The sequence below is a fragment of the Methylocaldum gracile genome (genome assembly GCF_053646815.1).
Genome location: NZ_CM132196.1, coordinates 2,820,698 through 2,846,098, shown reverse-complemented (window position 1 = coordinate 2,846,098; position 25,401 = coordinate 2,820,698). Strand labels below are relative to the sequence as shown.

At 62.7% G+C, this 25,401-nt stretch carries 12 protein-coding genes and 1 pseudogene; 5 read left to right on the top strand and 8 right to left on the bottom strand.

Features of this window, described 5'->3' with window-relative positions; translation table 11 throughout:
• Positions 1-22 precede the first annotated feature (22 nt).
• Positions 23-634: a DUF502 domain-containing protein gene (locus tag ACWJJK_RS12510; protein ID WP_077731583.1), complete on the top strand. Its 612-nt coding sequence runs from the start codon at positions 23-25 to the stop codon at positions 632-634.
• A 59-nt stretch (positions 635-693) separates the two neighbouring features.
• Positions 694-1,551 carry an isocitrate lyase/phosphoenolpyruvate mutase family protein gene (locus tag ACWJJK_RS12505; protein WP_434130274.1) on the top strand — a complete coding sequence of 286 codons (858 nt, stop codon included), beginning with the start codon at positions 694-696 and terminating at the stop codon, positions 1,549-1,551.
• Between the two features lie 59 nt (positions 1,552-1,610).
• Here the strand turns inward: ACWJJK_RS12505 and ACWJJK_RS12500 are convergent, their stop codons facing one another.
• Complete coding sequence (locus ACWJJK_RS12500; protein WP_156881439.1) at positions 1,611-2,465, bottom strand: thermonuclease family protein; 855 nt, start codon at positions 2,463-2,465, stop codon at positions 1,611-1,613.
• Positions 2,466-2,650: 185 nt separating this feature from the next.
• On the opposite strand from ACWJJK_RS12500, the gene ACWJJK_RS12495 reads away from it, so the two are divergent.
• Together ACWJJK_RS12495 and ACWJJK_RS12490 are read left to right on the top strand one after the other, a co-directional pair.
• Positions 2,651-4,246, top strand: coding sequence for a glycerol-3-phosphate dehydrogenase/oxidase (locus ACWJJK_RS12495; protein WP_156881440.1), 1,596 nt, complete (start codon positions 2,651-2,653; stop codon positions 4,244-4,246).
• A gap of 197 nt (positions 4,247-4,443) precedes the next feature.
• Positions 4,444-5,106: pseudogene (locus ACWJJK_RS12490) on the top strand (IS5 family transposase); the annotation flags it as partial.
• A gap of 24 nt (positions 5,107-5,130) precedes the next feature.
• Here the strand turns inward: ACWJJK_RS12490 and ACWJJK_RS12485 are convergent.
• The 7 genes from ACWJJK_RS12485 to ACWJJK_RS12455 all read right to left on the bottom strand — a co-directional run bounded on the left by ACWJJK_RS12485 (position 5,131) and on the right by ACWJJK_RS12455 (position 22,162).
• Complete coding sequence (locus ACWJJK_RS12485; RefSeq protein ID WP_156881441.1) at positions 5,131-7,611, bottom strand: hypothetical protein; 2,481 nt, start codon at positions 7,609-7,611, stop codon at positions 5,131-5,133.
• Between the two features lie 43 nt (positions 7,612-7,654).
• Positions 7,655-12,163: a hypothetical protein gene (locus tag ACWJJK_RS12480; RefSeq protein ID WP_156881442.1), complete on the bottom strand. Its 4,509-nt coding sequence runs from the start codon at positions 12,161-12,163 to the stop codon at positions 7,655-7,657.
• 17 nt (positions 12,164-12,180) lie between these two features.
• Positions 12,181-14,931: a hypothetical protein gene (locus tag ACWJJK_RS12475; RefSeq protein WP_156881443.1), complete on the bottom strand. Its 2,751-nt coding sequence runs from the start codon at positions 14,929-14,931 to the stop codon at positions 12,181-12,183.
• A 15-nt stretch (positions 14,932-14,946) separates the two neighbouring features.
• Entirely contained in the window at positions 14,947-18,414 is a 3,468-nt protein-coding gene (locus ACWJJK_RS12470; protein WP_156881444.1) for a DUF6603 domain-containing protein, read from the bottom strand.
• Positions 18,411-20,930: a metallophosphoesterase family protein gene (locus ACWJJK_RS12465; RefSeq protein ID WP_086135526.1), complete on the bottom strand. Its 2,520-nt coding sequence runs from the start codon at positions 20,928-20,930 to the stop codon at positions 18,411-18,413. Before ACWJJK_RS12465 ends, ACWJJK_RS12470 begins: the two co-directional genes overlap by 4 nt.
• 262 nt (positions 20,931-21,192) lie before the next feature.
• Positions 21,193-21,831 carry a DUF3455 domain-containing protein gene (locus tag ACWJJK_RS12460; RefSeq protein ID WP_156881906.1) on the bottom strand — a complete coding sequence of 213 codons (639 nt, stop codon included), beginning with the start codon at positions 21,829-21,831 and terminating at the stop codon, positions 21,193-21,195.
• Between the two features lie 127 nt (positions 21,832-21,958).
• Positions 21,959-22,162, bottom strand: a complete 204-nt coding sequence (locus ACWJJK_RS12455) for a hypothetical protein (protein ID WP_133718519.1) — start codon at positions 22,160-22,162, stop codon at positions 21,959-21,961.
• Between the two features lie 191 nt (positions 22,163-22,353).
• On the opposite strand from ACWJJK_RS12455, the gene ACWJJK_RS12450 reads away from it, so the two are divergent.
• Positions 22,354-25,380 (top strand): AAA family ATPase, encoded by a 3,027-nt coding sequence (locus tag ACWJJK_RS12450; RefSeq protein ID WP_156881905.1) that lies wholly within the window; start codon positions 22,354-22,356, stop codon positions 25,378-25,380.
• The last annotated feature ends 21 nt before the right edge of the window (positions 25,381-25,401 follow it).

Below are 25,401 nucleotides of genomic sequence, written 5' to 3'. Positions count from 1 at the left end.
CACCAAAGTTGCTGGTAATAAAATGAAAAAGACATTACAGAAATTCTTTGGCTATTTTCTTATCGGTGTATTGGGTGTACTTCCCATCGTTATCATCCTACAGATCGTAATCGCGGTCGAAGGATTGCTTCGAGACTTCGTGTTGAGCATCTTCGGGCGTTACGAGAACTTCTTTATCCCCATAGGCTTGTTTACGACGGCCATTTTGGTCCTGACGTATTTCGGTTATTTGCTCAAGCAGGATAAAGCGCATGTGTGGTACTACCTGGAGGGTCTGCTTAACCGTATTCCGCTGCTCGGCACGATATACCGGGTTACCAAAAAAATACTGAACCTGTTTCGGGGCGATGAGAAGGAAAAGCTGCGCGACGTGGTTTACATCGAGTATCCTAAGGAAGGCATTTGGGTGCCGGCCTATGTAACCAACCGGGTCGACGATTACCTGGTGCTGTATGTTCCGACCTCGCCGAATCCGACCTCGGGCTTTACCGTAATCGTCCACGAATCGAAGGTCAGAGTGTCCGAGATGAGCATCGAGGAGGCGTCGAGTTTCGTCATCAGTCTCGGCGTGGACATTCCCAGACCCAACGAAGCATCCCGCCTCGAACTGAACGCCGATAAGGCGTCGCAATGATCGCCGTTTCCGGTTGATCGGGTATTCGATTCATGGCCGACTTCCGAGGAGAAAAACGTATGGCTTCCGCTACCGCCCGTTTGAAAGAGCTTCTTGCCTCGCCTGGTATCCGCATTATGCCGGGCTGCCACGATGCCATATCGGCCAAATTGATCCAGGAGTCCGGTTTCGAGATGGGCTTTATGAGTGGTTTTGCCGTGTCCGGGGCGCGCCTCGGTCTGCCCGATACCGGCTTGATTTCCTACGGGGAACTGGTGGAACAGGGCCGGAATATTTGTGCCGCCGTCTCTATTCCGATGTTCGGCGATGGGGATACTGGCTTCGGCAATGCACTCAACGTAAAGCGCACCGTGCAAGGCTACGCTCGGGCGGGATTTGCTTGCATCATGATCGAGGATCAGCTGGCTCCGAAACGTTGCGGTCACACCCAGGGAAAGGCGGTGGTGAGCCGGGACGAAGCCGCAATGCGAATCCGTGCGGCGGTTGACGCACGCAATGCCGGCGACGACATACTCATCATGGCGCGAACCGACGCGCGGGCCGTGCTAGGTTTGGAGGAAGCCATCGCACGCTGTCGATTATTCCGGGAGTTGGGCGCCAATATCACTTTTCTGGAAGCTCCGGAAAGCGTCGAGGAAATGCATCGCTACTGCGCCGAAGTTGACGGGCCCAAGATGGCCAACATGATCGAATACGGCAAGACTCCGGTCTTGCCGCCCCAACAGCTGGAGGCGATCGGCTATAAGATCGCGGTATATCCTCTAACCTTGCTGAATGCCGGCATCCGCGCCATGCGTGAGGCTTTGAGCAGCCTCAGGCAGGGGCGGATGCCGGAGAACATCATGGAATTCGAGGAGTTGAAAGCGGCTGTCGGATTTCCTCAGTATTACGAGGAGGAGCACCGTTATCAGTATTGAAGCGAAGTTCAGGCACGCCGCTCGATGCGATACGCCGGTCAAGACCGGATTTCCAGCAATCATCTTCGGATGGTGAGCGCGCTCGGATGTCGGACGAAGATCGAATAATCGCCGCGTCGACGCGATAGCCAACCCCGTGCTTCAACGTTCCGGCGCAGATAGGTCTCCAAGGGAGGGAATAGGTTGAGGTTTTCTCTCGGGATGCGGACTTCGAATCGATCGGAAAATCTCAGCCGGAAATAGCGCTTGCTTTCGACGATAGCGGACGGTGCGCCTGTCAAACGCTGCCAGCCGCGTAGCGTCGGCCGCACAATCAGCGCTTCCACTGGCTTCGGCCGGTAATCCGGCATTCCCCAAATGCCGCGTTTAGCCAGTTCTGCTCCACTCTCGGCCTGAGTCAAGGCTTCGGCATATTTGAGATTGGGCGGATGAATGTCTACAAAAGCCAAGCCCGCTTCTATCAACGCCAGGTTGATGTGTTCGCCGTTGTCGGCGAAGACATGGGCCAATAGCCGCCGGTACTTGTCCCTAAGCTCCATATCATGCTCCAGGCGCACCGTTCGGCCCGTCAAGCGTCGTTGGAGCCAGAGCTTTGCCTCTTCGCCTCCCGCTTCACCGATCTTCCTGGGGCTGTCCACTTCCGGTGTATTGATTCCAAGCAGCCGGACTTTCTCCCCATTGTCGAGCAAGACGGTGTCGCCGTCGAATACCGCTTTTACCGCGTGAACCGCTGGTGCCGCCTCGATATTTGTAGGTTCGGCACCTTCGGCGGCATGATCGGAGTAATGAGCGCGCCCTTTCTCGTCCTTCCAGCGGAAAACTTCATCGCTTTGCGCCGGGCCGTAGAGAATCGGCAAAAAGGCCGCGACGATCAGGAAGAGAGATCGAAGGCGGATCGGTGGTGATTTTTTCATCGGTATGACGATCGGATCCATGGCCGCATTTGAGCGACAAGCCTTGAATGGTCGGAAAATGAGATCGACTTGCTTGTGTGTATTGCCAGAGCGGGGATATTCTCCACGTCAGGATCGTTGGCGGCGCGAGTGTAACATCCTGGGAATCGGTCCAGGAAGTATGGGGCATCAAGGCTATTACGACCATGCAGCGGCGATTTTCCGATCTTAAGAACAAGACCTTCGATTTGCTGGTCGTCGGTGGCGGCATTTATGGCGCCTGGACGGCTTATGATGCCGCCTTGCGCGGATTGTCAACGGCTTTGATCGACCGGGGGGATTGGGCCGGAGGTACGTCTTCGGCATCGACCAAGCTGATCCACGGCGGGCTGCGTTACGTCGCGCAGGGGCATTTCGGACTGGTTCGGAAATCGTTGAACGAGCGGCAGCGGCTGATGCGGCTTTGTCCGCACCGGGTCGAAGCGCTACGTTTCGGTGTCCCGGTTTATCGCAAAGATCGCTTGGCATCCTGGCGGCTTCGTCTGGGGCTGTCGATCTACGATCTGCTGGGAAGTATCGCCGGCTCGGAAGCACGCCACGAGCGTTTGAGCGCCGAGGCATTTGCACGTCGTTTCCCGTGGCTCCGCGTTACGGATTTGGATAGCGGGTGGGTTTACGGAGATGCGCAGACGGACGATGCCCGCTTCGTGCTGGAATTGGTGGACGGAGCCTTGGCAGCCGGTGCCGTGGCGGTCAACTATTGCGGTGCCATAGCTTACGAAGAGCGGCACGGGCGAGTGACGGGCGTCATCGTCAAGGATCAAGTGACAGGGGAGCAGACGCCGGTGCATGCCCGCTGTGTGGTCAACGCCACCGGTGCATGGGTGAAAGATGCGCCCGGTTTTTCGCCCAAGGCCTGTCGTCTGTGTAAAGGCGTTCATCTTATCTTGCCTCGTTTGCCCGGTAGGGATGCCTTGCTGTTCTTTTCGGAAACGGACGGCCGGGTGATCTTTTTGGTGCCGTGGTATGGCCTAACGCTGCTAGGCACTACCGATACGGATTATGCGGGCAATCCCGAGGATGTCGACGTGGAGCGGGAGGATGTCGATTATTTGCTGCGATCGGCAAACCGTGTGCTCGGCTCCGTGCAATGGCGCGAAGAGGATATACTCGGCGGCTTTGCCGGTCTCCGGGTGCTGAAGGGCAAACAGGGGCTCGCGCCATCGGCGCTGAGTCGCGAGTGGACTTTGAAAGAGTTGAATAATGGCGTGCTGGTCTCGGTGGGCGGCAAGTTTACCTCGGCGCGTTACGACGCCGCGGCGATCGTCGATAAAGTTTGCCGAAAGCTGGGTGTTCGACGCCCTTGCATGACAGCGGGTCTGGCTTTCCCTTGGGCTCCCGACCAAAACTATTCGGAATGGCTTCGGAACTCGGTGGAGCGGGGCCGGAATTTAGGGCTCGGAGCCGAAGAGATTCGCTGGTTGGGTTTCCGCCATGGCAGGCGGATCGAGGAGATTTTCCAATCTATCGAGCGGAACAACGCCCTGGGTTCGCGTGCTCTGTCGGACTTGCCATTCATTGTCGCCGATCTTTTTCATTGCGCCCGTAATGAAATGATCGTTCACTTGGACGATCTCCTGCGGCGTCGTTCGCCCTTGCTCGTTCTACATCGCTTTTCTCCCGACGAGATGGAAGCCATTGCAGCCGACATCGCTCCGATCCTGGAATGGGACAAAGCACGTCAAAGACTTGAAATCGGGAAATGCCTGGATAGTTTTCCTAGATTCCGGAAGCGGGTTTAACACCGAAATCCGTTGCGCACGCATCCGGCCGGTACGGAGCAGTCCACTCTCCGGCGACTTGCCCGGCCGATCTCCGGTTACGCTCCTTTTGTAACAATCAACCGATCTGGAGGCGAATTTCCGTGGCCGGGCGGAATCCTCCCGCCGGGACGCTCTATTTTTTCAACTCTCCGAACGCATTCCATGTCCCGGCCAAGCGGGCCGGCGCGCCTTCGCGGATGTTGCCGCATGACCTGCCGCCGTGGGAAGCCGTTTATCAACAGACCCGGCGTTGGCTCGCGGCGGGCTGCTTCGAGGCGATCGTGCACGATCGCCTCGAAATTTTGCGTCTGGCGCAGGGGCGAAAATCGCAGCCGAAAGCCGCGATTTTGGATGGGCGAACGCTGCGACCCAATTGTGAGAGTGGGTCGCGTGCCGGTTACGATGACTATAAACGCAAGAAGGGCAGCAAGGTCCACATGGCCGTCGATACCTTGGGCCATCTGTTGGCGCTCCTGGTGACTCCGGCCAATGAGCCGGAACTAGCGCAGGTGGCGGAACTGGCGCGCTCTGTTCAACAAGTCACGGGACAAGGTGTGGACGTGACGTTTGTCGACCAGGGCGACGCCGGTGACGAGGCAGCCGAGGCCGCCCGCCAGCACGGCATTCGGCTGGAAGTGGTCAAGCTGCCTGAGGTCAAAAGAGGCTTTGTGCTGTTGCCCCGGCGCTGGGTGGTGGAGCGGAGTTTCGGTTGGATCGCCCGTTTTCGGCGTTTGGCTCGCGATTACGAGCGGTTAGCCGAAACCTTGGCGGGCCTGCACTTCGTGGTGTTCGCCATCCTCATGCTCGTCAAGGCCTCGCTACTCCTGCAAAGTGCATAACACGCTCTAATAAAGCGTGAACCGTCAATCGAATCCCTGCTCCGACCGACCGCCATCCTCGATCTGGTCGAAGCGCAGACCGGCCGATCCTTCCCCGGTGCCGACTTCGCTGCGGAACGCGGTCCATACCCAGGTCGACCCATCGATCCACCGCGTCATATGGCGCCGACGCGTAATATGCACGCCTTCACGGGGGACCTCCTCGTCGTAGAGCCATTGCGTGCTCAACGCCTTGAGCACCTCGCTACGGGCGAACTGTGGTTTTGCCGTGGAATTCGGCTGAAGTACGGCCCCGGGCCGGAGTTGCGAAACCCCGTTGTCGGTGTTATTCGGTTGCACGGGCAGCAGCGGTATCCAGTTGTCCGGCACGGTCGTCGACAGCCGATAGCGCGGCAGTGCGGTGGAGGGGGGCGGAGCGCTGTTGGCCTGCGCCGGATCGCTTGCCAGCTTGAGCGGCGTTTCGATGGCGCTTTCGATGCTACGCTCGATGCCCCACCCCATGTTGGCCATTTCGTCGCGCATGAACAGCACGTCTTCCAGGGGCGCGCCGTCGATGGTCCGGCCAAGCGTGGGCGGAAGAAAGAACAGATTGGGGACGGGAGCGCCGATCCGCTCGCCGGTCGGTAACTCAGCCCCGAGGCTTTCGCCCGCACGGCGCAGGATCGACACCTGCCACAGGGAAAAGAAGGGCTGCGGCAGTTCCGGATCGCCGATGGGACGCAGCAGGCTGCGGACGCCGAAGGTGTCGGTCACCACCAGCGAGTCGATGCGGGTGACGCTGCCCACCGGCAAGTTCAGCGGCACGACAAACCAATCATTGCCGTAGGTGCTGGCATACTCGATCATGAGCATTTGCGCCACATCCGCCGGTCCGGCCGACACCAGACCGTAGGCGATTTTCGCGTCCTCCAGTTCCCAGAAACGCGGGGCGGGCGCGCCGTGAAAGCTCACCGGCGCGGGCATCGTGGTTTCCGTGAGCGCGATCGGATACACGTCGCCGGTGGTGTCGACACCGGCTGTTTTATTGATGTCGAAGCTGCTCCAGTCGAGTCGGCCGCCATCGAATTCGCTGGCGGAGAAGGTCAGCGCGTCCTGCGGATCGGCGGACAAACGGGTGGCGACCGACACGGCATACTCGAGGCGCGACGGCATCCAGGCGTCCTGGGACGGTGCCCCAGGCTCGGTGAAAAGCCCGTCGTACCAGGCGAGCCAAGCCGATGCGACCTGCTGCACCGGGGCATGGTCGGCTGCCGCGATGTTAAGCGCCGCATCGAAAACGATCTGGGACGAGTCCGGCTGGCGGAACGCGGACGCGAGCCGGCGCGCGTCGGGCGCTCGACCGACCATAGTCTGGACGAAGCGCCGGCCGGCGTCGTCGGCCGGCAGCGTGAGGGACGGTTGCAGTACATAGTGGGCGAGGAATGCCGGGCGATATTTCTTCGCCGTCGCATTGCGTTCCAGCATGCGCAGGAAGTGGAGCCCGGCTTCCACAGCCAGCGTGAGCATGCGGGAATCGTCGGCGCCGGCGGGACGCATGCGCCGGCGTTCCACCACGGCCTCGAGCGGTTCGAGCGTCGGGTCGTACGGAGGCGCCTTGTTATTCTCGGGCAACTCCCCGAAATAGCACCGCGTGAGCAGTGCGCCCGTTGCCCGCACCCGCGCCTGCACCGGCGAGCCGGTATCCTCGCCCTGGAATTCGCCGATCTGCCATTGCCGCGTCATGAGCCATAGCGGATCGAACAGGCGGGCGTTGGAACTGGAACCGATGTCCGCGTTGGAACACTGCGGTTCGAGCCGCGTCCAACTGGTAATCGAGGACGTCGTCGGCACGCCGGCCAGCGTTGTTTTTACGTTCGGATCGACTTCGGTCGGCATCGGATACTCGAGCACCGTCAAGGTTTTCTGGACGGTCGTGACCGACCCGAAATTGTCGGACGCCTGCACGGTGATGACGGTGTCCCCTTTGGTCGCCACGGAAACCCCCGCGGTCCAGCGAGCCGCATTGCCAATGACGGGACTCGCGGCCACGAACGCGCCGTTTCCGATCCGATACTGGACTTGGGGGACGCCGTAGATCTCGGGTTTAGCCTCCGATGCGGATCCTTCGAGCTGGAAAACATAGGGGAACTGCGTCACCACGACGGGCGACTGGAATGAATCGACCGTCAGTTCCGGCACCACGTTTTCGAGCACGACGTTGAGGACGGCTTGTCCGTCGACCGTCTCGTATTCCGGTTCCGGCCAACCCTTGGTCTGTATCACTCCGCTGGCAGTGACGATGATCTGAAACGCCTGGCCCGGGCGGATGTTGTTTGGGATCAGTCCCTGCCAACTCCAATTCTCGCGACCGTTGGGCTTCACTGTAGGTCCCCCGGCGCCGAGCTGGATACTAACCCAGGAGACGGAACCGCTACCGGCGCCTCCAACCGAACCGGACAACTGTATGCTCCGTCCGACCGTGCTGTACTGGGCCGGGCTGGCTACGAAAACGAAAAGTCCTGCCATTACGTCGTTTCCTCTATCTATTTCGTTGGTGGCGGCGGTTGAATTAGGCCGTGAGCGGCGCGAAGTCGGTCGAGACCGCGTCGTCCGCGACATTGAAGGGCACGTAGATGCCCGGCAGATACTGCGCGGCCGCGCCGAGCAGGCGCGTGTCGACGGCGCGCAGCTTGGCCAGATCGAGCGTCTCGGCGAGCACGCAGCGCAAGGTTTCGGTGGTCCAGTCCTGGCCCGGAACCGGGGGCACGGCGATCAGCACGTTCTGCGGCGGGAAGGCATTGGGCGGATCGAACTGAAAGGTGAGGGCGGTCGTTTCCTCCTTGTTCGGCACCACCTCCACCCATTCGTCGATGAACAGGCCGGACAAGGGCAGGGCGGCATCGATTGCCGTCATGGGTTGCACCACCAGCGACAGCTTGCTCGGAGGCAGTTCTTTCCCGGCCCCCGGCAGGCCTACCCAGCGCTCTTCCGCGTTGAAAGGCAATTGCGCGACATTAAGGTTCAGGCGGGCGCCGGTCGCGAAGACTTCCGCCGTCTGCAGGCACAGGCCGAGAGGCGCCAGGGCGTCGCGCACCCGCGAGGCGCGCATGAACCAGCCGTGGACGGCGAGCGGATCGCCGCCTTGTTGCCGGGTGCCGGCCGCGAGTGCGGCATTGAGTTCGGCGGCGCCGGCAGCGTCGCAGGTAAAGCTTGGGAGCGACACGAACTCGGCGCCATAGACGGCGCGTCCGCGTTCGAGCAGTTGGTCGCAGCGCGCGCGGGGGTCGGTTGCTGCAACCCGGGTTCGAAGCGCGGCGCCCTGTTCCAAGCGCGGTCCGCTGACCTTCAGCATCGCGGCCGCCTGCCGGGCCAAGGCGCTGCGAATCTCGGGCGTGTCGCCGACCGCGACGCCGGGGACGGCCGGTTCGACGCTGAAATGGCCGAGGTTCAGTATCGCCGTACGAAAATCCTCGGCGAGGGTATCCGCGGCCTTGGACACCAGGCTTGCGAGCGTCTTGTGGGCGGCATTCAGGCCGTTTTCGTATCGCACGACACGTGCTTCCAGGTCCGCCAGATCGAGCGTGGACTGATGCGGGCGGTCGGGCGGGCTCAGGTCCTCGGGACGCAGTCCGCGTGCGCCCTGGAGCAAGCGCCGAATGGCGCGTGCCTGCTCCAGCACGTCGAACAGCGTCGTCTCTCCGGCGGCGAGAACGGCCGGCCGCTCGTGCTGCAGCCGCACCCCGGCGTCGTTGCCGAAGCCGTTCGCCAGGCGTCTTGCATGATAAAGCACGCGCTGCTCGGCGAGGCAGGGCGACGCGTCGGCCGTGGCCGACTGGCCCCCGGGCTGTACGCTGTACACGAAGTCTAGGGTAGACATCGGCACATCGCTCAACGGGAAAACGGCGGTTTCCGTCACCGCGCCGGTGGTGTCGTCGAGCCGCTCGACGGTGCACCGCACCTTGCGCGCATCGCCCAGCAACAGCCTGATCCAGGCATTGAGCCAGCGCTCGTTGACAGTGCGTGTGGTCGAGTTGGTCCAGCCGCCGCCGGCATTCGACACGCCGCTGAACAGCACCAGCACGCGATGGGTCAGCGAGGTGCCGGTGCGAGGGATGCGGGCCACTTCCAGTTCCGGTACCGGCGCATCCCCCTGGGCGATGGCCGACAGCGTGCTGGCCAGGCGCGGGGTGTTGCCGCGAGCGATCTGGTACGCCGCCTCGGCGACGAGTGCATCGCCAAGACCGTCGATCGCATCGCCGAGCGCTTCGATCTCACGTTCGACCCGGAACCTTTCGTCGTCGCTCCCCACGTTCCTGATCTCAAAGGCGATGCTATTCCGGTATGCCTTCCATGCTCGGAACAGCTCTAGTCCGTCCACCACGTTGTTGGCCGCGTTGGCTTTGAAGATCTCGTTTGGCCAGGCGTCGGTTTCCCGCTTGCGGACTGCCAACGGTGAGATTTTTCGCAGCGGCGCGATGAAATGATCGAGCCCGGCTTCATGCAGGCGGCGTTCGAGCCGATAGCCCAGGAGCGCGCCCAGCGGCTGTCCCTGGCGCACGCCTTCGAGCAGCCGCGAGGCATCGCGCACCCGCCGCGACGACAGATCGATGGCAAACGATCCATCCGGCTGCGGGACTCCGTCGGGGCCGAGATGCGCATTGCGCAGCAAGGCCGCCGCGGACGCGTGGGTTAGCGAGGGGGCATGAATGAAGCCGCTGTCATTGGCCAGCGGATACAGCGGCGCCTGCTCCTCCGGTGCCTGCTCCCCCGGCGGCAACAGCTCGGCGGGAATCGGCTCCGCCCGATGCGCCGGCCGGAGATTTTCCACCCAGCCGTAGGCGCCCACGTAAACACCCGGCGATCCGCCGGGGGTCATCGCTTTCAGGCGCTTGGTGGCGAACGAGGTGATCCAGGCGTCGAGCCGATGCGAGGAGAGATCGAGCGTGGACTGCATCAGATAGTGTAGCGACTCGGTGTCCAGCATCTGCAGATGGGCCAGGCCGGCGCGGAATTCGCCGAGCGCCGCGACGGCCGGATGGTTGCCGCCGGCGCGCGCCTGCAGCCAGTCTTCGAGATACCGGCCGATCGTCTGGTCGGCGGGAAGGCCCGGAACGCCATGGATTTCGAGCTGGCGCTTCCAGTGCAGCGTGTCCGCCGGCTTCTGCACCGTGTAGCCGATGATGGACCCGTCGACCAGATCGACCAGTTCGGAATCGCGCAGCAGGTCGAGCGTCGCGTATTGTTTGTCCGGCACGGTTGCCGCCATGCGCGCGGCGGCTTCCGCGATTTCGCGGAGCAGTGCGTGACGCAGCAGCGCATACAAAAGACTCGGACTCGGCGGCGGATCGAGCGTGATCAATGCCTCGATGCTCGTGGTTTCGAGCAGCGCGCTGATGTAATTGGGCTCCAGGCGCTGCCACGGCGAAATTTCTCCCGCGTGCACCAGGGGAGCGGTCACCGGCACGGGTGCCGTGTCCAGGAAACAGCGCGCGAGGCGGGGAAGCTTCTGCACCGTCAGCTTCAAGCGATCGATCAGCTTGGCCGAAATCTCGCCTTGCGCTACCGCGAGCGGGCTGAAGTCCCGCCCGGCCAGCGCGTACAGGTGCTCGAGATAATGCCGGCCGAGCACTCTGCGGGTGAGATGTCCGTGCGAAACGCCATCGGTTCGCATGACGTCGGCGAGGTCGCTGTCCGGATCGGCCTTCCCGGGCGTTTCCTGCCGGAGTCCGATGCGTGCGACCAGGTGCACGACGGGGCGCCATACTTCGTTGCGCATGGCGAGCAGCAGCTCTTTGAGCCGGGATTCCAGGGCGGCGGAAGCTTCGCCCGCCTCCGGCATCCACAAGTCCAGCGATGTCACCGGCAGGATGCCATAGGGCTGGGTTCCGCAGCGCAGGGACGGGAAGGGACCGCCGCTGCGCACGTAGTTCAGGAAATGGCCGTACGCCCAATCGAGCGCTGCGGTCGTGAGGCCGGTTTCCGCGCCCATCATGTTGCTGAGGAAATAACCCCAGCCGACCTGCCATAGCGCGGCATTCATGCTGCGCAGGTCGCGTTCGTGGTCCTGGCCGGCCTGGCCCGCGCGCCCCAGGGTGGTTGCGATCCGTTCCGGCGGCAGTCCGAGCACCGTCCCGACGAGCCGCGCGTTCGGTGTGTTTTCGGGATTCGCGACGACCTCGTTGGCGAAGCTTCGGCGGTGGCCGGGATCATCCGTGCTGTAGCCGGCGCGCCTATCGTCGGTGTTGTTCGTGGGGGTTCCGAAGCGCAGGAACTCGAGCCCGTTGGTGTAATGGTGCGCATCGAGAAGATCGGCCAGCCGGTTGGCCGTATCGGCTGTGTCCGGCGAGTCGGCGACGCCGAATACCATGAGACTGTCGATGCCGGTTTCCAGAACGGCCGCCGGCACGGTCAGGGTGAGCGCCATTCCGGCCGACTCGGCCTTGACGAAGTCCACCAGCCACATCATGTCCTCATCCAGGGCGAGCGTGTCGCCGGCACCGGCTGACACGTCGGTTTCATCGTCGGACACATTCGGGTTAAGGCCGACCGCGAGCTCTCGCTGAATGTCGTTTCCGGTGGCCGTCAACGCGACCGTTCCGCCCGAGTGCAGAACGGCGGTCCAGCGGTCCGGCAGCAGCCGGGCTACCGGCGCATGCTCGCCACGTACCGGGGGCAGGGGCGGGAATACCGGCGGCTCCTCGGGGCGCTGGGCGAGGTTGGTGGGCTGCAGTACCCGGGCTATCCACGCGGCGCGCTCCGCATCGACGCGGCTGGCCAGGGTATGCCAGGCGTCGGCGCGGGCGGTTTCGTCTCCCGCCGCCCAATCCTGCTGCCAATACTGCATTCCCAAGGCCTGTTCTTCCGCCGTGAGGTCCGGCTGGTGGGTGTCGATGTGAATCTTGTCGGGATAGACGCGCACCCGCAGTTTGGCTGCGCCGTCGGGCAGTTCGGAGAAACGCGTCTCCAGCCGCACCGGCAGCAGCACCAGGGGAACATTGCCGGGACAGAGCCTTTGGGGCGTAATCTCGGGGTTTACCGAGGGAAGCGCGAAACTGGTATCGAATAGCGGTTTATTCATCGGTGTGAGTCCGTGGGTCAGGCCGGCATGATGAGCCGTTTGGCGTGAATGGCGATGCGTACCGGAAGCCGGCGCGTGGCGACGGCGGTTTGCGCGGCGTGCGCGGGCGGAGCGGCATCGAGGCCGAGATCGCCGAGGCTGAGATGGCTGCTGTCTCGGGTTCGATCCGCATCGATGCCGAAGCGCGGCTCGGTGGGATGCTCCTGAATGACCACGTAGTAGCCTGGATCGCCGCCGGCCTCGTCCGGAGAGACATCAAAACCTAAAATGAACACATCCGGCTGCATGAAGCCGCTGAAGATGGGCAGCAGCTCGGGTGCCGCCGGGTCGGGCTGGAACGCCAGGGGGTCGGGGGGCGACCCCGGATGCATCGCGCGAACCATGAAGACCGACGCGTTGGGATAGCGCTGCAGCAGGCTGCTGCGCAGCAGCATGACGAACGGATTGGCGTCCGGAGGCGCGCCGAAGGCGAGATCGCCCAGCGGCCTCATTTTCCCGGTCGCCGAATCGATGACGCTCCAGGTGTGCAGGGCGGTAATATCCGGGTGCTCGATGCTCCAGAACCGGTCGAAATAGGTGCCGCGCTGATCGGTCGGATAACCCCGCCACAGCAGCTCGCGGGCCATTTCATGATTGAGCCCGACCAGGTAGGCCTCGATGAACCGCCGATTCGTCTCCAGGCCGACAACCGTTTCCGGCCTGACCTTGTCGATTCCCGGCAGCAGCAGTTCCTGCGACAGGTCGCGCAGCGTTTCGTACATGGGCTGCGGGAAGTGCGGCGCCATCATGACTGTATCCACCCCGTCGGTCTCCGCCGGCGCGAGCACGTTGTCTCCGGTCGACATGATCGCCTTGACCAGGGCCGGCAGCGTTTCCCGCGGGATGGTCTGTGCGAGCACCGGGATAGTGATGGCCTGCATCGGGAGCCGTAGTTCGGCAGAGGCGGTGCGTGGGGCGGGGAAGCGATTCAGATGTTCCTGCGCCGCCTTGCGGAAAAAGCCGGGAACCTCGGTCCGGTCCTGCTTCAGCAGCGGCGTGCCCGGCGACAGCACGGGGGTGTTTTCGGGCGAGACGAAGAATGCGCCGAAGTACGATCCGTTCTTCTGGGGTTGGGTCCACTCGAGCCCGAGATACTCGACCGGCAGGCTCCCCGGTATCGGGCAAAAGTCCTGCTGCGGCGGCTGCGGCGGCTGGATCGGAGGGGTGTCCCCCGGCATATTGTTGAGGCGGGCCACCCAGGTGTCTTTGGCATTGCGCTGGTAATTCTGGGCAGCGACGCGGCGGGTCAGCGGGCCGCGCTGGCGTCCGATGCGGCGCATCGCCGGGCGGTTTGCCGCTACCGGCAATGCGGAACGGGCCTGTTCGGCGAGCAGCGACGGTTCCGCCGTCGCGGCCGCGCTTGCGGCCAGCCCCGAAACATCCTGTTGCCGGGAGACTCGCAAGCGGGCGAAGGCGGGCGCCGTGATGCGCAGCATTCTTTCCTCGGTGAACTTGGAGAGATGGCGAGCGTGCAGGCTCTCGCCCACGGCGAGGCTCAGCTGGATCTGGCGCAAACGCTGGTTGGCGACCGCCGATTCGGCGGCCTGTTCCCACGCCGAGGCCATCAGCGCTTCCTGGTGCTCCTGAACGACGCGGGTTCCGAAGGCGGCGGCGATACGCCAGCGCGGATCGACATTGAGCTGATCGAGCCAGGTTGCGCCCGCTGGATCGACCGTTGCGTCCTTGGTGTACCAGCGGCCGTAGATGGGGGGGGCGAGCACGGGGTCGGAGTCCGGTCCGGTGATGCTGCCGTTGACGGTCTTGGCGAGATTGTCCCTGAACGGCTGCGGAACGGGGGCCGGGGCCGGCGAGCCGCCGGGCGGCGAGATCGGCAGCAGCGCGCCTTCGAGTTCCACCTCCGTCGCGCCCGACTCGGGAAAGGGCTGGCTGATGTCGATCCTGCGCTTGCCGAGACCGTCCGGCACATCGGCCTTCAGATTCCTGGCGATCGACTCGAAATCGCCCGGCTGGCCCGAACGGAATTCCCAATGGTAATAAACGGGCAGCCGGGTCGGTCCGTACTCGGTCGGCGGTTCGGGCGGTATCGACCAGGCCGGCGCCGGCGTCTCGTATTCCGTTTTCTCGATGGGTATGCCTAGCCCGGCTTTCCGGCCCAGTTCGAAAGCGGGAACCACGCAGGCGATGTAGTCGTTGTCGGGCGCCAGGATGCGCGGACACAGCAGCCTCGAAAGCGACAGCTCCGGCGAACCTTGCAAGGCCCCCCGAATGGCATCTTTGCTGCCGTCGTCCGCGGCCACCTGGGCATGCGCCCAGGCCCAGGATTCGTTCAGGTCCGGGAGTTCGACCCATGGCCGCGCCGGTGCGGCGATCGTCAAAACGGGCAGCGGCGCGTCGGCCGCACTGTTCAAACTCACGCCGGCTTGTTTCCGTACCACCACGAGGCACAGCCATGGCCGCAGCCGGTTGTCGGCGAGGGCTTTTGCCGGCGTGAACAGCCATGGAAAGTCCGGGCGGTCGAACTCGATCGACGGAAAGCAGTTCGGCTCGAAGTCGTTCGAACCCGGCCGGGGGTCGGTGCGAACGACCTGGTTGGCGTCGATCCCGATCACGTCCGCCGGGCCGCGCAACTTTACCGAAACCGGAACCGTCTTGGCATCCAGCGTGAGCATCACATTGACACTGGCGATCCCGGTTTTCTGTTCGGCGTCGATGGCGGAGGCGGCGCCCTGCCGCACCCAGGGCAGGAAATACAGGTTTGCGTTGGACACGGTGACTTGGCTCCTTTACAAGGCTTCGAGTTCGTGGGCGGGGACCATCAGCCAGCGGACGCCGCCGCGGTTCAGGTCGGCGAGCGCGGCGCGGCAGTCGCTCCAGGAATTCACCCCGGGATCCAAGGGCGCCGGCGCGCCGTCGCTCGCCCGGATGATCCGCCAGCGGGGAGCGGAGAGAGTGGCCGCGGGCGTCACGGCGGTATTGCGGAACCGCGCGCGGCCGACATGCCGCACCGGCGCCCGCGCTGCGGCCCCGCTCGAGCGCTGGGCCTGGAATGCGGCCAGCGGCATCGTATAGAGCTGCGTGGCCGGGAGTGCGGCAAAGGAAGCCGCAATGCCGGCGGTTTCCGCTGCCGACGATGGATTCACGGTGATCGGTTCGTAATTCAGTCCCGATGCCGCGACGGCGTTCTCATCGAACGTCGCATCGGTGTCGCCTACCACGAATCCCGCGTCCATCTCCTCGAACGAAGGTGCGGCCAGCTTCTCGTCGTCGCTCATCGTGAAATAGCGCGCCGGCGCGAACGCCCCGGTCACCGGTGTGCCGGCCTTTCCGTTCAGCGAGGCGGCGGCCGTGAACCGGCGGCGCCCGGCGATCGGCGCGCCGCCGTAGGTATCGATGTCCCGATGGGTGTTCAGCGGCACGACCTGCTGCTGTACGACCAGTTGGCCCAAGGGGTCGAGCACCAGGCCCGCATTCGCCGGCAGGCTGCGCAGGGCCACGCCGTGGACGACGCCGGGTGCCCGCCGCGTGCTCCAGTTCGCCGAGTCGGTGAGCGCCTTCTCCAGTTCGGTCTCCAGAGATATTGCCGCTATCGACCGCGAGGCCGAGCCGTCGGCGAGGGTGAACGCGAAGCGCACCGTAAAGCTGAACCACAGGATCTTGAACTTCGCCTTGGCGGCAATCCGCAACGGCAGCGGGCCTTCCAGGGTGCCGTCGAGCGCGACCTTGAACAGATTGCGCGACTTGTACTTCAACTGCACCAGGGCATGGAAATCCACGATGAAGTGCGGCGGGACGATCGTCACCAGGGCGTCGAAGCCGAGGTCCCCTGTGACGGTGAAACCGGCACCTTTGGCATAAAGCGAGGCGCGCGCGCCGAATTGCACGGTATTGGGGGTGATCGCGAAATAAGCATCGCAGATCAGCCGGGGATTCTCCCCCGAGGACAAGGCGATGGCGACCCGGTCTAGCGTCGGGAAGCCGGCCGGCGCGGCAAACCGGGGATTCAGCCCACCCACCGCCAGCACGAAATGGGACCCCGCCAGCCCGCCGCCGCCCGCCGGCCAGCGCGCCCGCAGCGCGGCCGAGCCGGTGATCGGGAACTTGTGCACCAGCCTGGAATCGACCAGCACCGCGTCGGCTTCCAGCGTGCCGGCGTCGAAGTCCAGCACGCCCAGCGCGTCCATGTTCAGACGGATCAGGTCGTTGTCGGCCGACGGCAGCAATGCGCTGGCGCGCCCGAGCACCAGCAGCCGCTCGCGCGCGCCGAGCTCCCGGATCAGCGCCAGGTCCATCTGTACCAGGGCGGGCGTGAACCAGGTGATGCGCGCCATCAGGCCGAGCAGGTAACTGCCCGGTTTGGCCGGGAACGCGGCCGACAGGGCCTGGATCAGCGCCGGCGCATTGGCCACGGGATCGCGCGGGAACAGCAGCGTGCGCAGCATATCGGTTTTCAGCCCGGCCCTGAGCACCTCGTGATCGAAGGTGCGGTTGATGCCCACCATGCCGCCGATGCTTTGCAGCACGAAGCCGAAGCCCAGGGGAACCGGCTTGAAGCCGTCGGCGGTGATGAAGATGAGCATCGAGTAGCCGGGGCGGCCGTCGGGCAGCCGGGTCGCGATGAGCCCGAAGGCGTTCAGCGTGATTTCATCGTGCAGCGAGAGCTGCATGGCGCCGGCGTAGAGTTGCCGCGCGGGGTCGTGGAACAGGAAGCCGCCGCCGGTGAGGACGCCTTGGGCGTCGATCGAGAGGCCTACGCCCGAGGGCGGCTTGAAGCCCAGCTCGAGATCCGCCACGCCGAGATTGCCGCCGGCCTCCGGGAAGCGCAGGGCGCTCCCGATGCCGACGCGGTCCAGCACCGCTTTCACCGGGCCGATCGAAGCCGCGATGCTGGCCGAGACCTCGGCGCTCACGCCATCGTCGTTCGCCCGGAGGCCGAGGTTGACGGTGGTCAGCGTCACGCCGGCCACCGACAGCCCCACCGGGATGGCGGCCTCCAGCCCGGCGCTGCCGCGCAGGGTGAGGCCCTTGTCGCTGGACCAGGCCAGGCCGAGGTCGAATTCGGCGCGCAGGCCGTCGGACGGCAGAAGCTCTGCGAGGAAACCGTCGCCGTCGCCGGGTGAAATCACCAAGGCAGATTTGGTTACATCTGCCGACAGTGCCAGAGTCCGACGCGCCTCCGACAGCGAGGTTTCGACGGCGAGCCGCGCGCCTCCGACTTCGAGCCGCGAGCCCGTGGGTGACCCGAAGACGAATCCGGGAGCCTCCGCCGTTTCCAAGACGGCGCTCACACTGCCAACAACTTCAGTCGTCGACGCGTCCGCGAGCAGCGTGAAGCCGTGGCGGCCAACGGCGAAAACGTCGATGCCGGCCGTGATATCCAGCTCGACGATGAACGGGCCGACGGATCTCGTTGCCGTCAGAGTGCCGAAAGGACTGACGACGAACCCCAGATCACCGCGATCGGCCGACGAGATCGAGAGGACGACGCCGGTTTCCGACTCGAGGCCTTTCAACAATGGGTCGTTCAGGTATGCGATGAGTGCATGACTGATATATGGCGCTGAATCCGCCAACAGCGTCTCGTCGCCGGGATTGACGCCGTATCGGCATGAAACTCCCAATTGGCTCAACAGACCGACGACTTTTGGAAACAGCGCATCGGCCATCGCGTCCGCGTCCGCCCCCGTCAACAAGGGAGTCCCATACTCCGCGCGCAATACCCCAACGGGGTCGCGAAGCAACGAAGCGATCCGGCTCGGATGCAAGCGTTCGATTCGATACGGATTCCGAATCACTTCCGTACCTTCCATTTGAGCGGCGCTAAAAGCTTGGTCAACCTCGAGCTCGATCAATGTGAGCAGCGCGGCGATTTCGTGAATGACCGGATAGCGCGTCTTCAACCATGTCGATACAAGCCACTCGATCAGATCGCCGCTGACTCCGGGGAGCTGGGACAGCGGTCCGCCTGTCGCATCGAGCTGCCGCAGCGCTTGAAAAGCGCGTCCGGAAGACTGGAGTACGCCGAGGATGTCGTCCAGAGAAGGCGCCTCTTGGGACGCGAGTGCCTCGATCTGTTTCTTGACATCAACGATGGCGCTAACGGCCGCGCTCACCGCGGTGTTATCGTCGCCAGGCGGAACACCGAGTATGGCGAACAACTCGTTGAGTGCGCCCGGAACTTCTACGGCGCGTTGCAGCGGGCTCAGGATGTTGCCGGTTTCCTCGGCGAGGAGTCGAAACAGGTCGGCACTCATGGAGTCACCTGTAAATAGTTGGGGTCGGCAGGATGAGCGCTATCGATAGTTTCCATGTTGACCGCGTAGTCGACGAACAACTGTTCTCCCCCGGGGCTACGGAATCGCACCCGATGATTCACGATGAATGGCCCGGTTTGCGGGGCGGGCGGGATGGGAAAGCTCAGATCCCCCATGTTGTTCACGCCGATGATATGCCGGATGACGGCCGGATCGAGGTTGTGTTGGCGGTAATTGTCTCGTGCGAGACGGAAGACATGTGCCGTTTCCTTGAGCTCGTCCTTCGTCGGTGCCCCCGGTTTTTGCCACGGCGGTGGCGGCGGGAGCGGTTGAAGGGTCTTCGGCACTCCGCCGTTGGTCATGGTGAGATAGTCGAACTGATAGCTGAAGTCCGGCGATTGTATGAACCAATCCTCTTGAGGGGGACCGCTTGGATTCGGCCATGCGGGATTCGCAGGTATGAGTCTCACCGAGCTTGCTCTATCAAGATAGAGTCGGCGGCCATACCACTCTCCCATTTTCTGGCCGGAAGCCGGTACGTTCCAGCCTATGTAATACTCCGTGACGTGCGGAGGAACCATCACGGGCCCCAGGTGGTACGGGGCGTACTGGTATCCTCCACGCTGCTGCCCGATGGTGTCTCCAGTTTGCTTCTTGAATGAGCTGGCAACCAACTGGGCAATTACGACATTCGCGTGTTGTGTGCCCGTGTCTTCGAATCGCTTGGTTGCCTTGTAGTGCAGGCGGGAGGCGAAGGCGGTGTGCACGTCGCCCGATAGCAGAACGACTTTTGCGCTGGCCCCCTGACTGAATCCGACCTTGTCGGACAAGGCCTTGGCCAGTCGATCGAACGCGACCGACGGGAGGTCCCACGCCTCATGGATATCGGGGAAGTGCTTAATATTGTTGGAAACCTCATGTAAATCAGTCGCTGCGCGGATGGGCTGGACTGGCGGCGCATTGGTCGTTAGAACGACGATCAGCATGCGTCCATCCAGAGCTGGCGTTTTTACAATCTGCGCTGCGAATTGCGCGGGCGCCAGGAGATCGGGGGCTTCGCCGCCTCCCCAGGGATAGGTTCTGAAGGTTCGCGTGTCCGTGACGATGATCTGATGAGCAGTACCCTCGATGGTGTAGTTGTAGCTCAGCGAACCGGGATGATGATCGACTCGGTGATTCTTTTCGACTTCTGTGCCGGTCGGCACGTTGACCAGGGAACAGATAGCATCCGATTTTTCTTTGCTTACGTAGTCTGCTGGCGTCGTGGGCGAGTTCAGCAGGGCCAAGAGCCTGGTGCCCGGAAGGCTTGCGTCGGTTTCCAGGAATTGCTCCGGCACATTTCCCCAATGCTGGCACAGAGAGTACGCCACAAGCGCGTTCTGAACGATGCGTCTACCTATGTCCGTGGCGTATAGATGGTACGCCGTGTACTCGGTCATGTTCCAATCGTCGGTTACTTCATGATCGTCGAAGATCATGTAGCTGGGGATATTCGCGAGGACGCGACGGACATTGGGCAAGGTGGCCCGGAACTTGATCAATTGTTGAATGTCGTTTTCGATACCACGCTTAAACCCACGGTAATCGTTTTTATTGTCCAAAGTTACAAAGGCGGAGCTGATCTTGACCACGTCGTCTTTGGTGGGCATCACGTCCTGAGGGGGCCAGAGCACATCGGACCACGCAAACAGGTACATGCATAGATATTCGCCCAGCGACATCAGGTGGCAGCTGAGGTCTTCCGATGAGAACTTCGCCTTTCCGTCTTCCATCTCAAGTATGCCGCGCCTCGAGAAAGGGGGGAGTCCGGACGCCAGCATCGGCGTCTGTATCGGCACCAGCGGCAGCAGTTCATCCCACATCAGGAACTTGGCGGCGTCGGTCAGCATCATCAGCAGGCTGGCCGCAACGTCGTCGGCGTAGATTTGATCGCCGGTCATCAGGAGTTGTTGCGGGCGCTGTAAAGGTGAATTCACCTTCTCCTCGATCAGCGTATCCGCGATCGCCAAGGCATCCAGCCCGTCGCCGGACGGTTTTCGGCATGAGCCGTGGAGGATGCGCAGCGAGTAGATATTGGCCGGCGGCAGGCAGAACGACGGCCTGTCGTACGGGGTGTTCGGGTAGGTCAGCAGTGCCTTGTGCGTCCCGGTAGCGGTCGTGAAAGTGGTCGCGGCAGCGATCGAGTCATCGATTAGCGATGGGGTATTGGTGTCTGTGGGATACTCGAATACCGCGTCATACATGTAGACGGCATTCTCCACCAGCTCGCTTTCCCCAGCCTTACGCCGAGCGGTGACGGCGACGATGTGCAGGTTTGGACCAACGGCGATCGTTTCTCGCTTTCCGTCGAAGACACGTTTGCCGGTACTGTCCAGTACCATGAGGGTCACCGTCGCCTTCTTCTGAAGCGAGAACCAGACCGTAACGGAGTCCGGCGTGACCTTTCGCAGGATTGGCCCCGCAAGGACGTTTGGTTTTTCCGACAACGTTTTCGAGTTCAGATACTGCCAAGTCATGATCCGATTTCCCGTGATCCCGTTGAACTGTCGATAAAGCAAGGTGTGGTGCTGACTACAGCGCGCACGTATTCAGAACGCTCTGAATTTCGAGCAGTGGAAACGACATGGCGAATGTTTGCCCAAGCCACAAGCATCCCGTCCGCGAACGACACCTTGCGCAAAAAGCGTGTAAATCCATCGTGAGCACTGTCCGATGATTCGAAAACCTTGTCGTGGTGCATCATTTCGATAGCCTTGTTCGCTTATCCCGGCGACCGTCTCAGTACCGGTACTCATCGGGTTTGTAGAAGAAGTACTCCGCCTTGTAGGGCACCAGCGCCTTCTGCCCCACGTCCGTCGGTTCGGCACACCCGGTCGAGGGTGCCACGCCTCCAACGGTGTTCAGCCGCTGGATGAAAGTTGTCGGCGTGAGCGCGTGGCCTCCGGTGGGGCCGTCCTGGGCGCCGACCATCTGGACCAGAAGCCAGGGAATTGCATCGGGCGCGACGAAGGCAGGGTCGGAAGAGGAGGCGATTCCCTGGCCCCAGACGGTGCTCGTGTCCCGCGAGTGTTGCCAAGTGACGCGAGAGGTCTCTTTCTCGAACGGGTTGGGGCTGAGGAAATGGGTGATGACCTGCTGGTTATAGCGGTTGAACAGGGTGGCCTGCGGCCCGAAGAAAGTCCAGGCGAAGCCGGAATCCGAAGGGAGGCAGATGTAGTTCTGGGTGCCGGAGGCGTGCGCTTTGAGGAAAGGCTCGTTGCCTTCCGGCACCTGAATGTCGGCAGGCACGGATGGCGGCGTGACAAAATCGGCGTAGGCTGATGCCGGTAGCGAAACCGGACCGGCCAGAGCAGAGGCACAGGCGATGGGCAAGATACGACGCGCGGTCTGATTCCGTGCAGTATTTCCGATTTTCATGGCATTCCCCTGTCGCGCTTCGGGCGCGGGTTATAGAGTGATCGTTTCTATGGCAGTTTTCAGAATCGAAAACCGCCGTTTTCAGGTTTCTTATCCTTGCACCGGCTTATCGCGGCCGAAACCGGTGTCATCCATGCACCGTCCGGATCTCAGGCTTGAACGGCGAGTCCTCAAAGCAAAAGAGATCAATCCGATCGTTCTGTGAACTATTGCCGCGAATACCGCCGCGCGGCGTGATAGCATCGCTTACGGCACTTTCTGGTTCCGCGCAGTCTGGAGCATCGTTGCCGGGCCGGGACAAGGCGGCAAACACAATAGCTTTCAGCCTCATACACTGCTCTTCGACGGGTCCCTCTAGGGTAAGCGGCGAGAGCTTTCGACGGTTCTGGCGATTGCATCTTGCACGTCGAAAGCATATCAGCGGCTAAATCCGGGTGCCGTTTAGGCACCGTGGAATTCTCGTGCAATTTCCGTAAACATCGCGCAACACTCCACAGATTTTGTTTTGGGTAACGGACCGCAATGACGCGCCAACATCACCTTTTCTTTCCTCCGTTTCAGCTGGATTTGGTCAATGAGAAACTGTTTCGCGGCGCGCAACACATACCCTTGCGACCGAAGGCGCTCGCCGTGCTGCGTTATCTGGCGGAACACGCGCAAAGCTTGGTCACCAAGGAAGAGTTGCTCGAAGCCGTGTGGCGTCGATCCTATGTGAGTGAAGGACTGTTGCGGGGGTATATTCGCGAGCTCCGCGCCGTGCTCGGGGATGAGGCTCAGGCGCCGCGCTTCATCGAGACGGCCAGCCGGCGAGGCTATCGGTTCATCGCCCCGGTCACCAGTGCTTCAGCGGTCTCCTCGGGAGGGGATCAGCGTGAGCCCGCCTTTCGCGCAACCTCGGACGGGCAACTATGGGTGGGGCGGGAGGCGCAACTGAGGCGTTTGCAGGAGTTATGGCTGACGGCCCAAGGCGGCCGGCGGCAGATCGTTTTCCTGACCGGGGAGGCAGGCTCGGGCAAAACGACTTTCATTGAAATGTTTCTTGAGACGCTGGCGCGGGATGAGCACAGGCTAATGTGGGGGCAGTGCATTGAGCACTATGGGGCGGGAGAGGCATTTCTGCCGCTGCTGGAGGCCTTGGGCCGTGAGGGCGATGCAAGTCGCTTAAAAGCCGCGTTGAGTGCCTGCGCCCCCACCTGGCTGTCGCAGTTGCCGAGGCTGCTCGCTGCGGAGGAACGAGAGGAGGTGCAGCGGCAAGTGCTGGGGGCGACGCGGGAGCGTATGCTGCGGGAGGGTTGCGAACTGCTGGAGGCCCTGTCGGCGGAAGCGCCGCTCGTGCTGGTTCTGGAAGACATGCACTGGAGCGATTATGCCACCCTGGATCTGCTCGCCGCGCTGGGACGACGCCGGGAGCGGGCGGCGCTGTTGGTGATCGTCAGCTACAGGGCAAGCGATGCGGCGCTTCGCGACCATCCCTTGCAACGGGTGCGGCAGGAGTTACAGGCGCGTCGGCTGTGTGCCGAACTGCCGATCGACGCCTTCTCCCGGAAAGAACTGCGCGCTTATCTCGTCCGGCGGTTTTCGCAAGCCCCGTTTCTCGAAGAAATCGCCCGAATCATTCATCGACGTACCGGCGGCCACCCTTTGTTCGTGGTGAATCTTATCGATTACCTGCTCGCCGACGGACGTCTTCGGCAAGCCGAGGGAGAATGGAGCATCGAAGGCGGTGTTGAGGACCTAGAGCGCGGCGTACCGGATGACATCCGAGAGCTAATCGAGCATCAGCTGGAACGACTGTCCACCCGAGAGCAGCAGGCGCTCGGTGTAGCGAGTGCGGCCGGAATGGAATGCTCGGCGGCCCTTCTTGCGGCGGCATTGGAAGAAGATCCGCTGGCTGTCGAGGCCTGCTGCGAAGCGTTGGTGCGGCGTAGTCCGATGTGGGCGGCGAGCGGAATAGCCGAGTGGCCGGATGGAACTGTGGCGGGAAACTACGCGTTTCGCCATGCTTTGTTTGCGGAAGTGCTGTACCAGCGGCTGACTCCGGCTTACCGGATTGCATTGCATCGGTGCCTGGGGAAACGACTGGAACTTGCCTTCGGGGAACGGTCGGGAGAAATCGCGGCCGAGTTGGCCAGGCACTTCGAGGAGGGGAGGGATTTTTCGAAGGCTCTGGGTTATCTTCGCCTCGCCGCCGAACAGTCCTCGCGGCGTTTCGCCAACCGCGAAGCCTTGAATTACCTCGGCCGTGCATTGGCGCTAGTGGACCGGCAACCGGCCGAAGCCCGGATCGACAGCCGTCTGTCACTCATGGAGCAGCGCGCCCTGGTCCATCGCGTGCTCTCCGATTGGCCTTGCATGGTGGAAGACCTGGAGGGGCTGGTGGCGCTGGCCGGCGCCGAAGGTCGGCGGGAGCAGGAGGTCGGGGGCTTGATAGCATTGACCTTGGCGCTGTTTCATTCCGATCCCTTGCGCTGTATCGCCACGGCTGATCTGGCGGTCGAGCGGAGTCGCGATCTTGCCGCCGACCGGCTAAGAACCTACGCGGTAGCCAACCAGGCGCTTTTTCGCCTCGCGTTTGGCTTATGCCGAGAGGAAGACAGGGTGGCGGTCGTCCGTGGCGCGGAAGTCGCCCGCTCGGCGCAGGATGCCATGCCCTTAGCTTTATATTGCACGCTGCAAACCGTCATGGATCTCGATCAGGCCGATTACCCCGGTGCCCTGAGGTCCGCGCAAGAGGTCCTGCGCCTGGGCAGCGCAATGGGCGACGGCTTCAATTACATGTCCGGCCAGTACTATTCCGCCTGGGCGTTGCTCCATCTCGGAAGATGGGGCGAAGTGAGGCGCATCCAGGCGGCAGGGCTGACGGCGGCGGAGCAAAACGACAGTCCAATGCCGCGGTCGCTATTCCACCTGGTTGCAGCGGCCTTGTCTCTGGAGGCGCTGGACTATCGCAGCGCTCTGACGTTGTGCCGAAGTGCCACCCCGCGCCCTTCGGACGCTTATGCCGTGCCGCTCTTTGTGCTTTTGAGGAGCCGTGCGCATCTCGCCCTGGGCCGGTATCACGAAGCGATTTGTTGTCTTGAGTACCTTGCCCAAATGACCGAAGCTGGCGAGTTGCTCAGTTTGCGCAATCGGATGATGCTCCGTGAGAGCCTGGGCGAATACTGGCTGGCCATGGGGAAGCCCGCGCAGGCCTACACCGAGGCGGAGCGATTGCTCGAACTTGCCGCCACCCCCGGCGATCGCCACTTTTTGGCTCTGGGGCACCGGCTTTTGGCTCGGATCGCGATCGCGGAGCAGGATCGGAACGAGGCGGAATGCCAGCTATCGCAAGCCCTAGCCGTCATCGAAGGCGCCGTGGTTCCGTTGGCGGCCTGGCGGGTCTATTTCACGGCGGCGGAGCTAAATGAAGGGCAAGAGCGGACGGCCGAGGCTAGCGTGTACTGGAACCGCGGCGCGGCGGTCGTCCGTGCACTGGCCGATTCTCTCGAAGAAACGGATCCCCTGCGCCGGTCGTTGCTGACCGCCTTGCCCGTTCAAGAAGGGGCATAATCCGGCCGGCTTCATTTGTCC

Bases quoted from the DNA above. Each gene is read 5' to 3' on its own strand.
- ACWJJK_RS12450 (WP_156881905.1), top strand. From the start codon at position 22,354: ATGACGCGCCAACATCACCTTTTCTTTCCTCCGTTTCAGCTGGATTTG.
- ACWJJK_RS12480 (WP_156881442.1), bottom strand. From the start codon at position 12,163: ATGAATAAACCGCTATTCGATACCAGTTTCGCGCTTCCCTCGGTAAAC.
- ACWJJK_RS12500 (WP_156881439.1), bottom strand. From the start codon at position 2,465: ATGAAAAAATCACCACCGATCCGCCTTCGATCTCTCTTCCTGATCGTC.
- ACWJJK_RS12495 (WP_156881440.1), top strand. From the start codon at position 2,651: ATGCAGCGGCGATTTTCCGATCTTAAGAACAAGACCTTCGATTTGCTG.
- ACWJJK_RS12460 (WP_156881906.1), bottom strand. From the start codon at position 21,831: ATGAAAATCGGAAATACTGCACGGAATCAGACCGCGCGTCGTATCTTG.
- ACWJJK_RS12510 (WP_077731583.1), top strand. From the start codon at position 23: ATGAAAAAGACATTACAGAAATTCTTTGGCTATTTTCTTATCGGTGTA.
- ACWJJK_RS12485 (WP_156881441.1), bottom strand. From the start codon at position 7,611: ATGGCAGGACTTTTCGTTTTCGTAGCCAGCCCGGCCCAGTACAGCACG.
- ACWJJK_RS12455 (WP_133718519.1), bottom strand. From the start codon at position 22,162: ATGAGGCTGAAAGCTATTGTGTTTGCCGCCTTGTCCCGGCCCGGCAAC.
- ACWJJK_RS12470 (WP_156881444.1), bottom strand. From the start codon at position 18,414: ATGAGTGCCGACCTGTTTCGACTCCTCGCCGAGGAAACCGGCAACATC.
- ACWJJK_RS12505 (WP_434130274.1), top strand. From the start codon at position 694: ATGGCTTCCGCTACCGCCCGTTTGAAAGAGCTTCTTGCCTCGCCTGGT.
- ACWJJK_RS12465 (WP_086135526.1), bottom strand. From the start codon at position 20,930: ATGACTTGGCAGTATCTGAACTCGAAAACGTTGTCGGAAAAACCAAAC.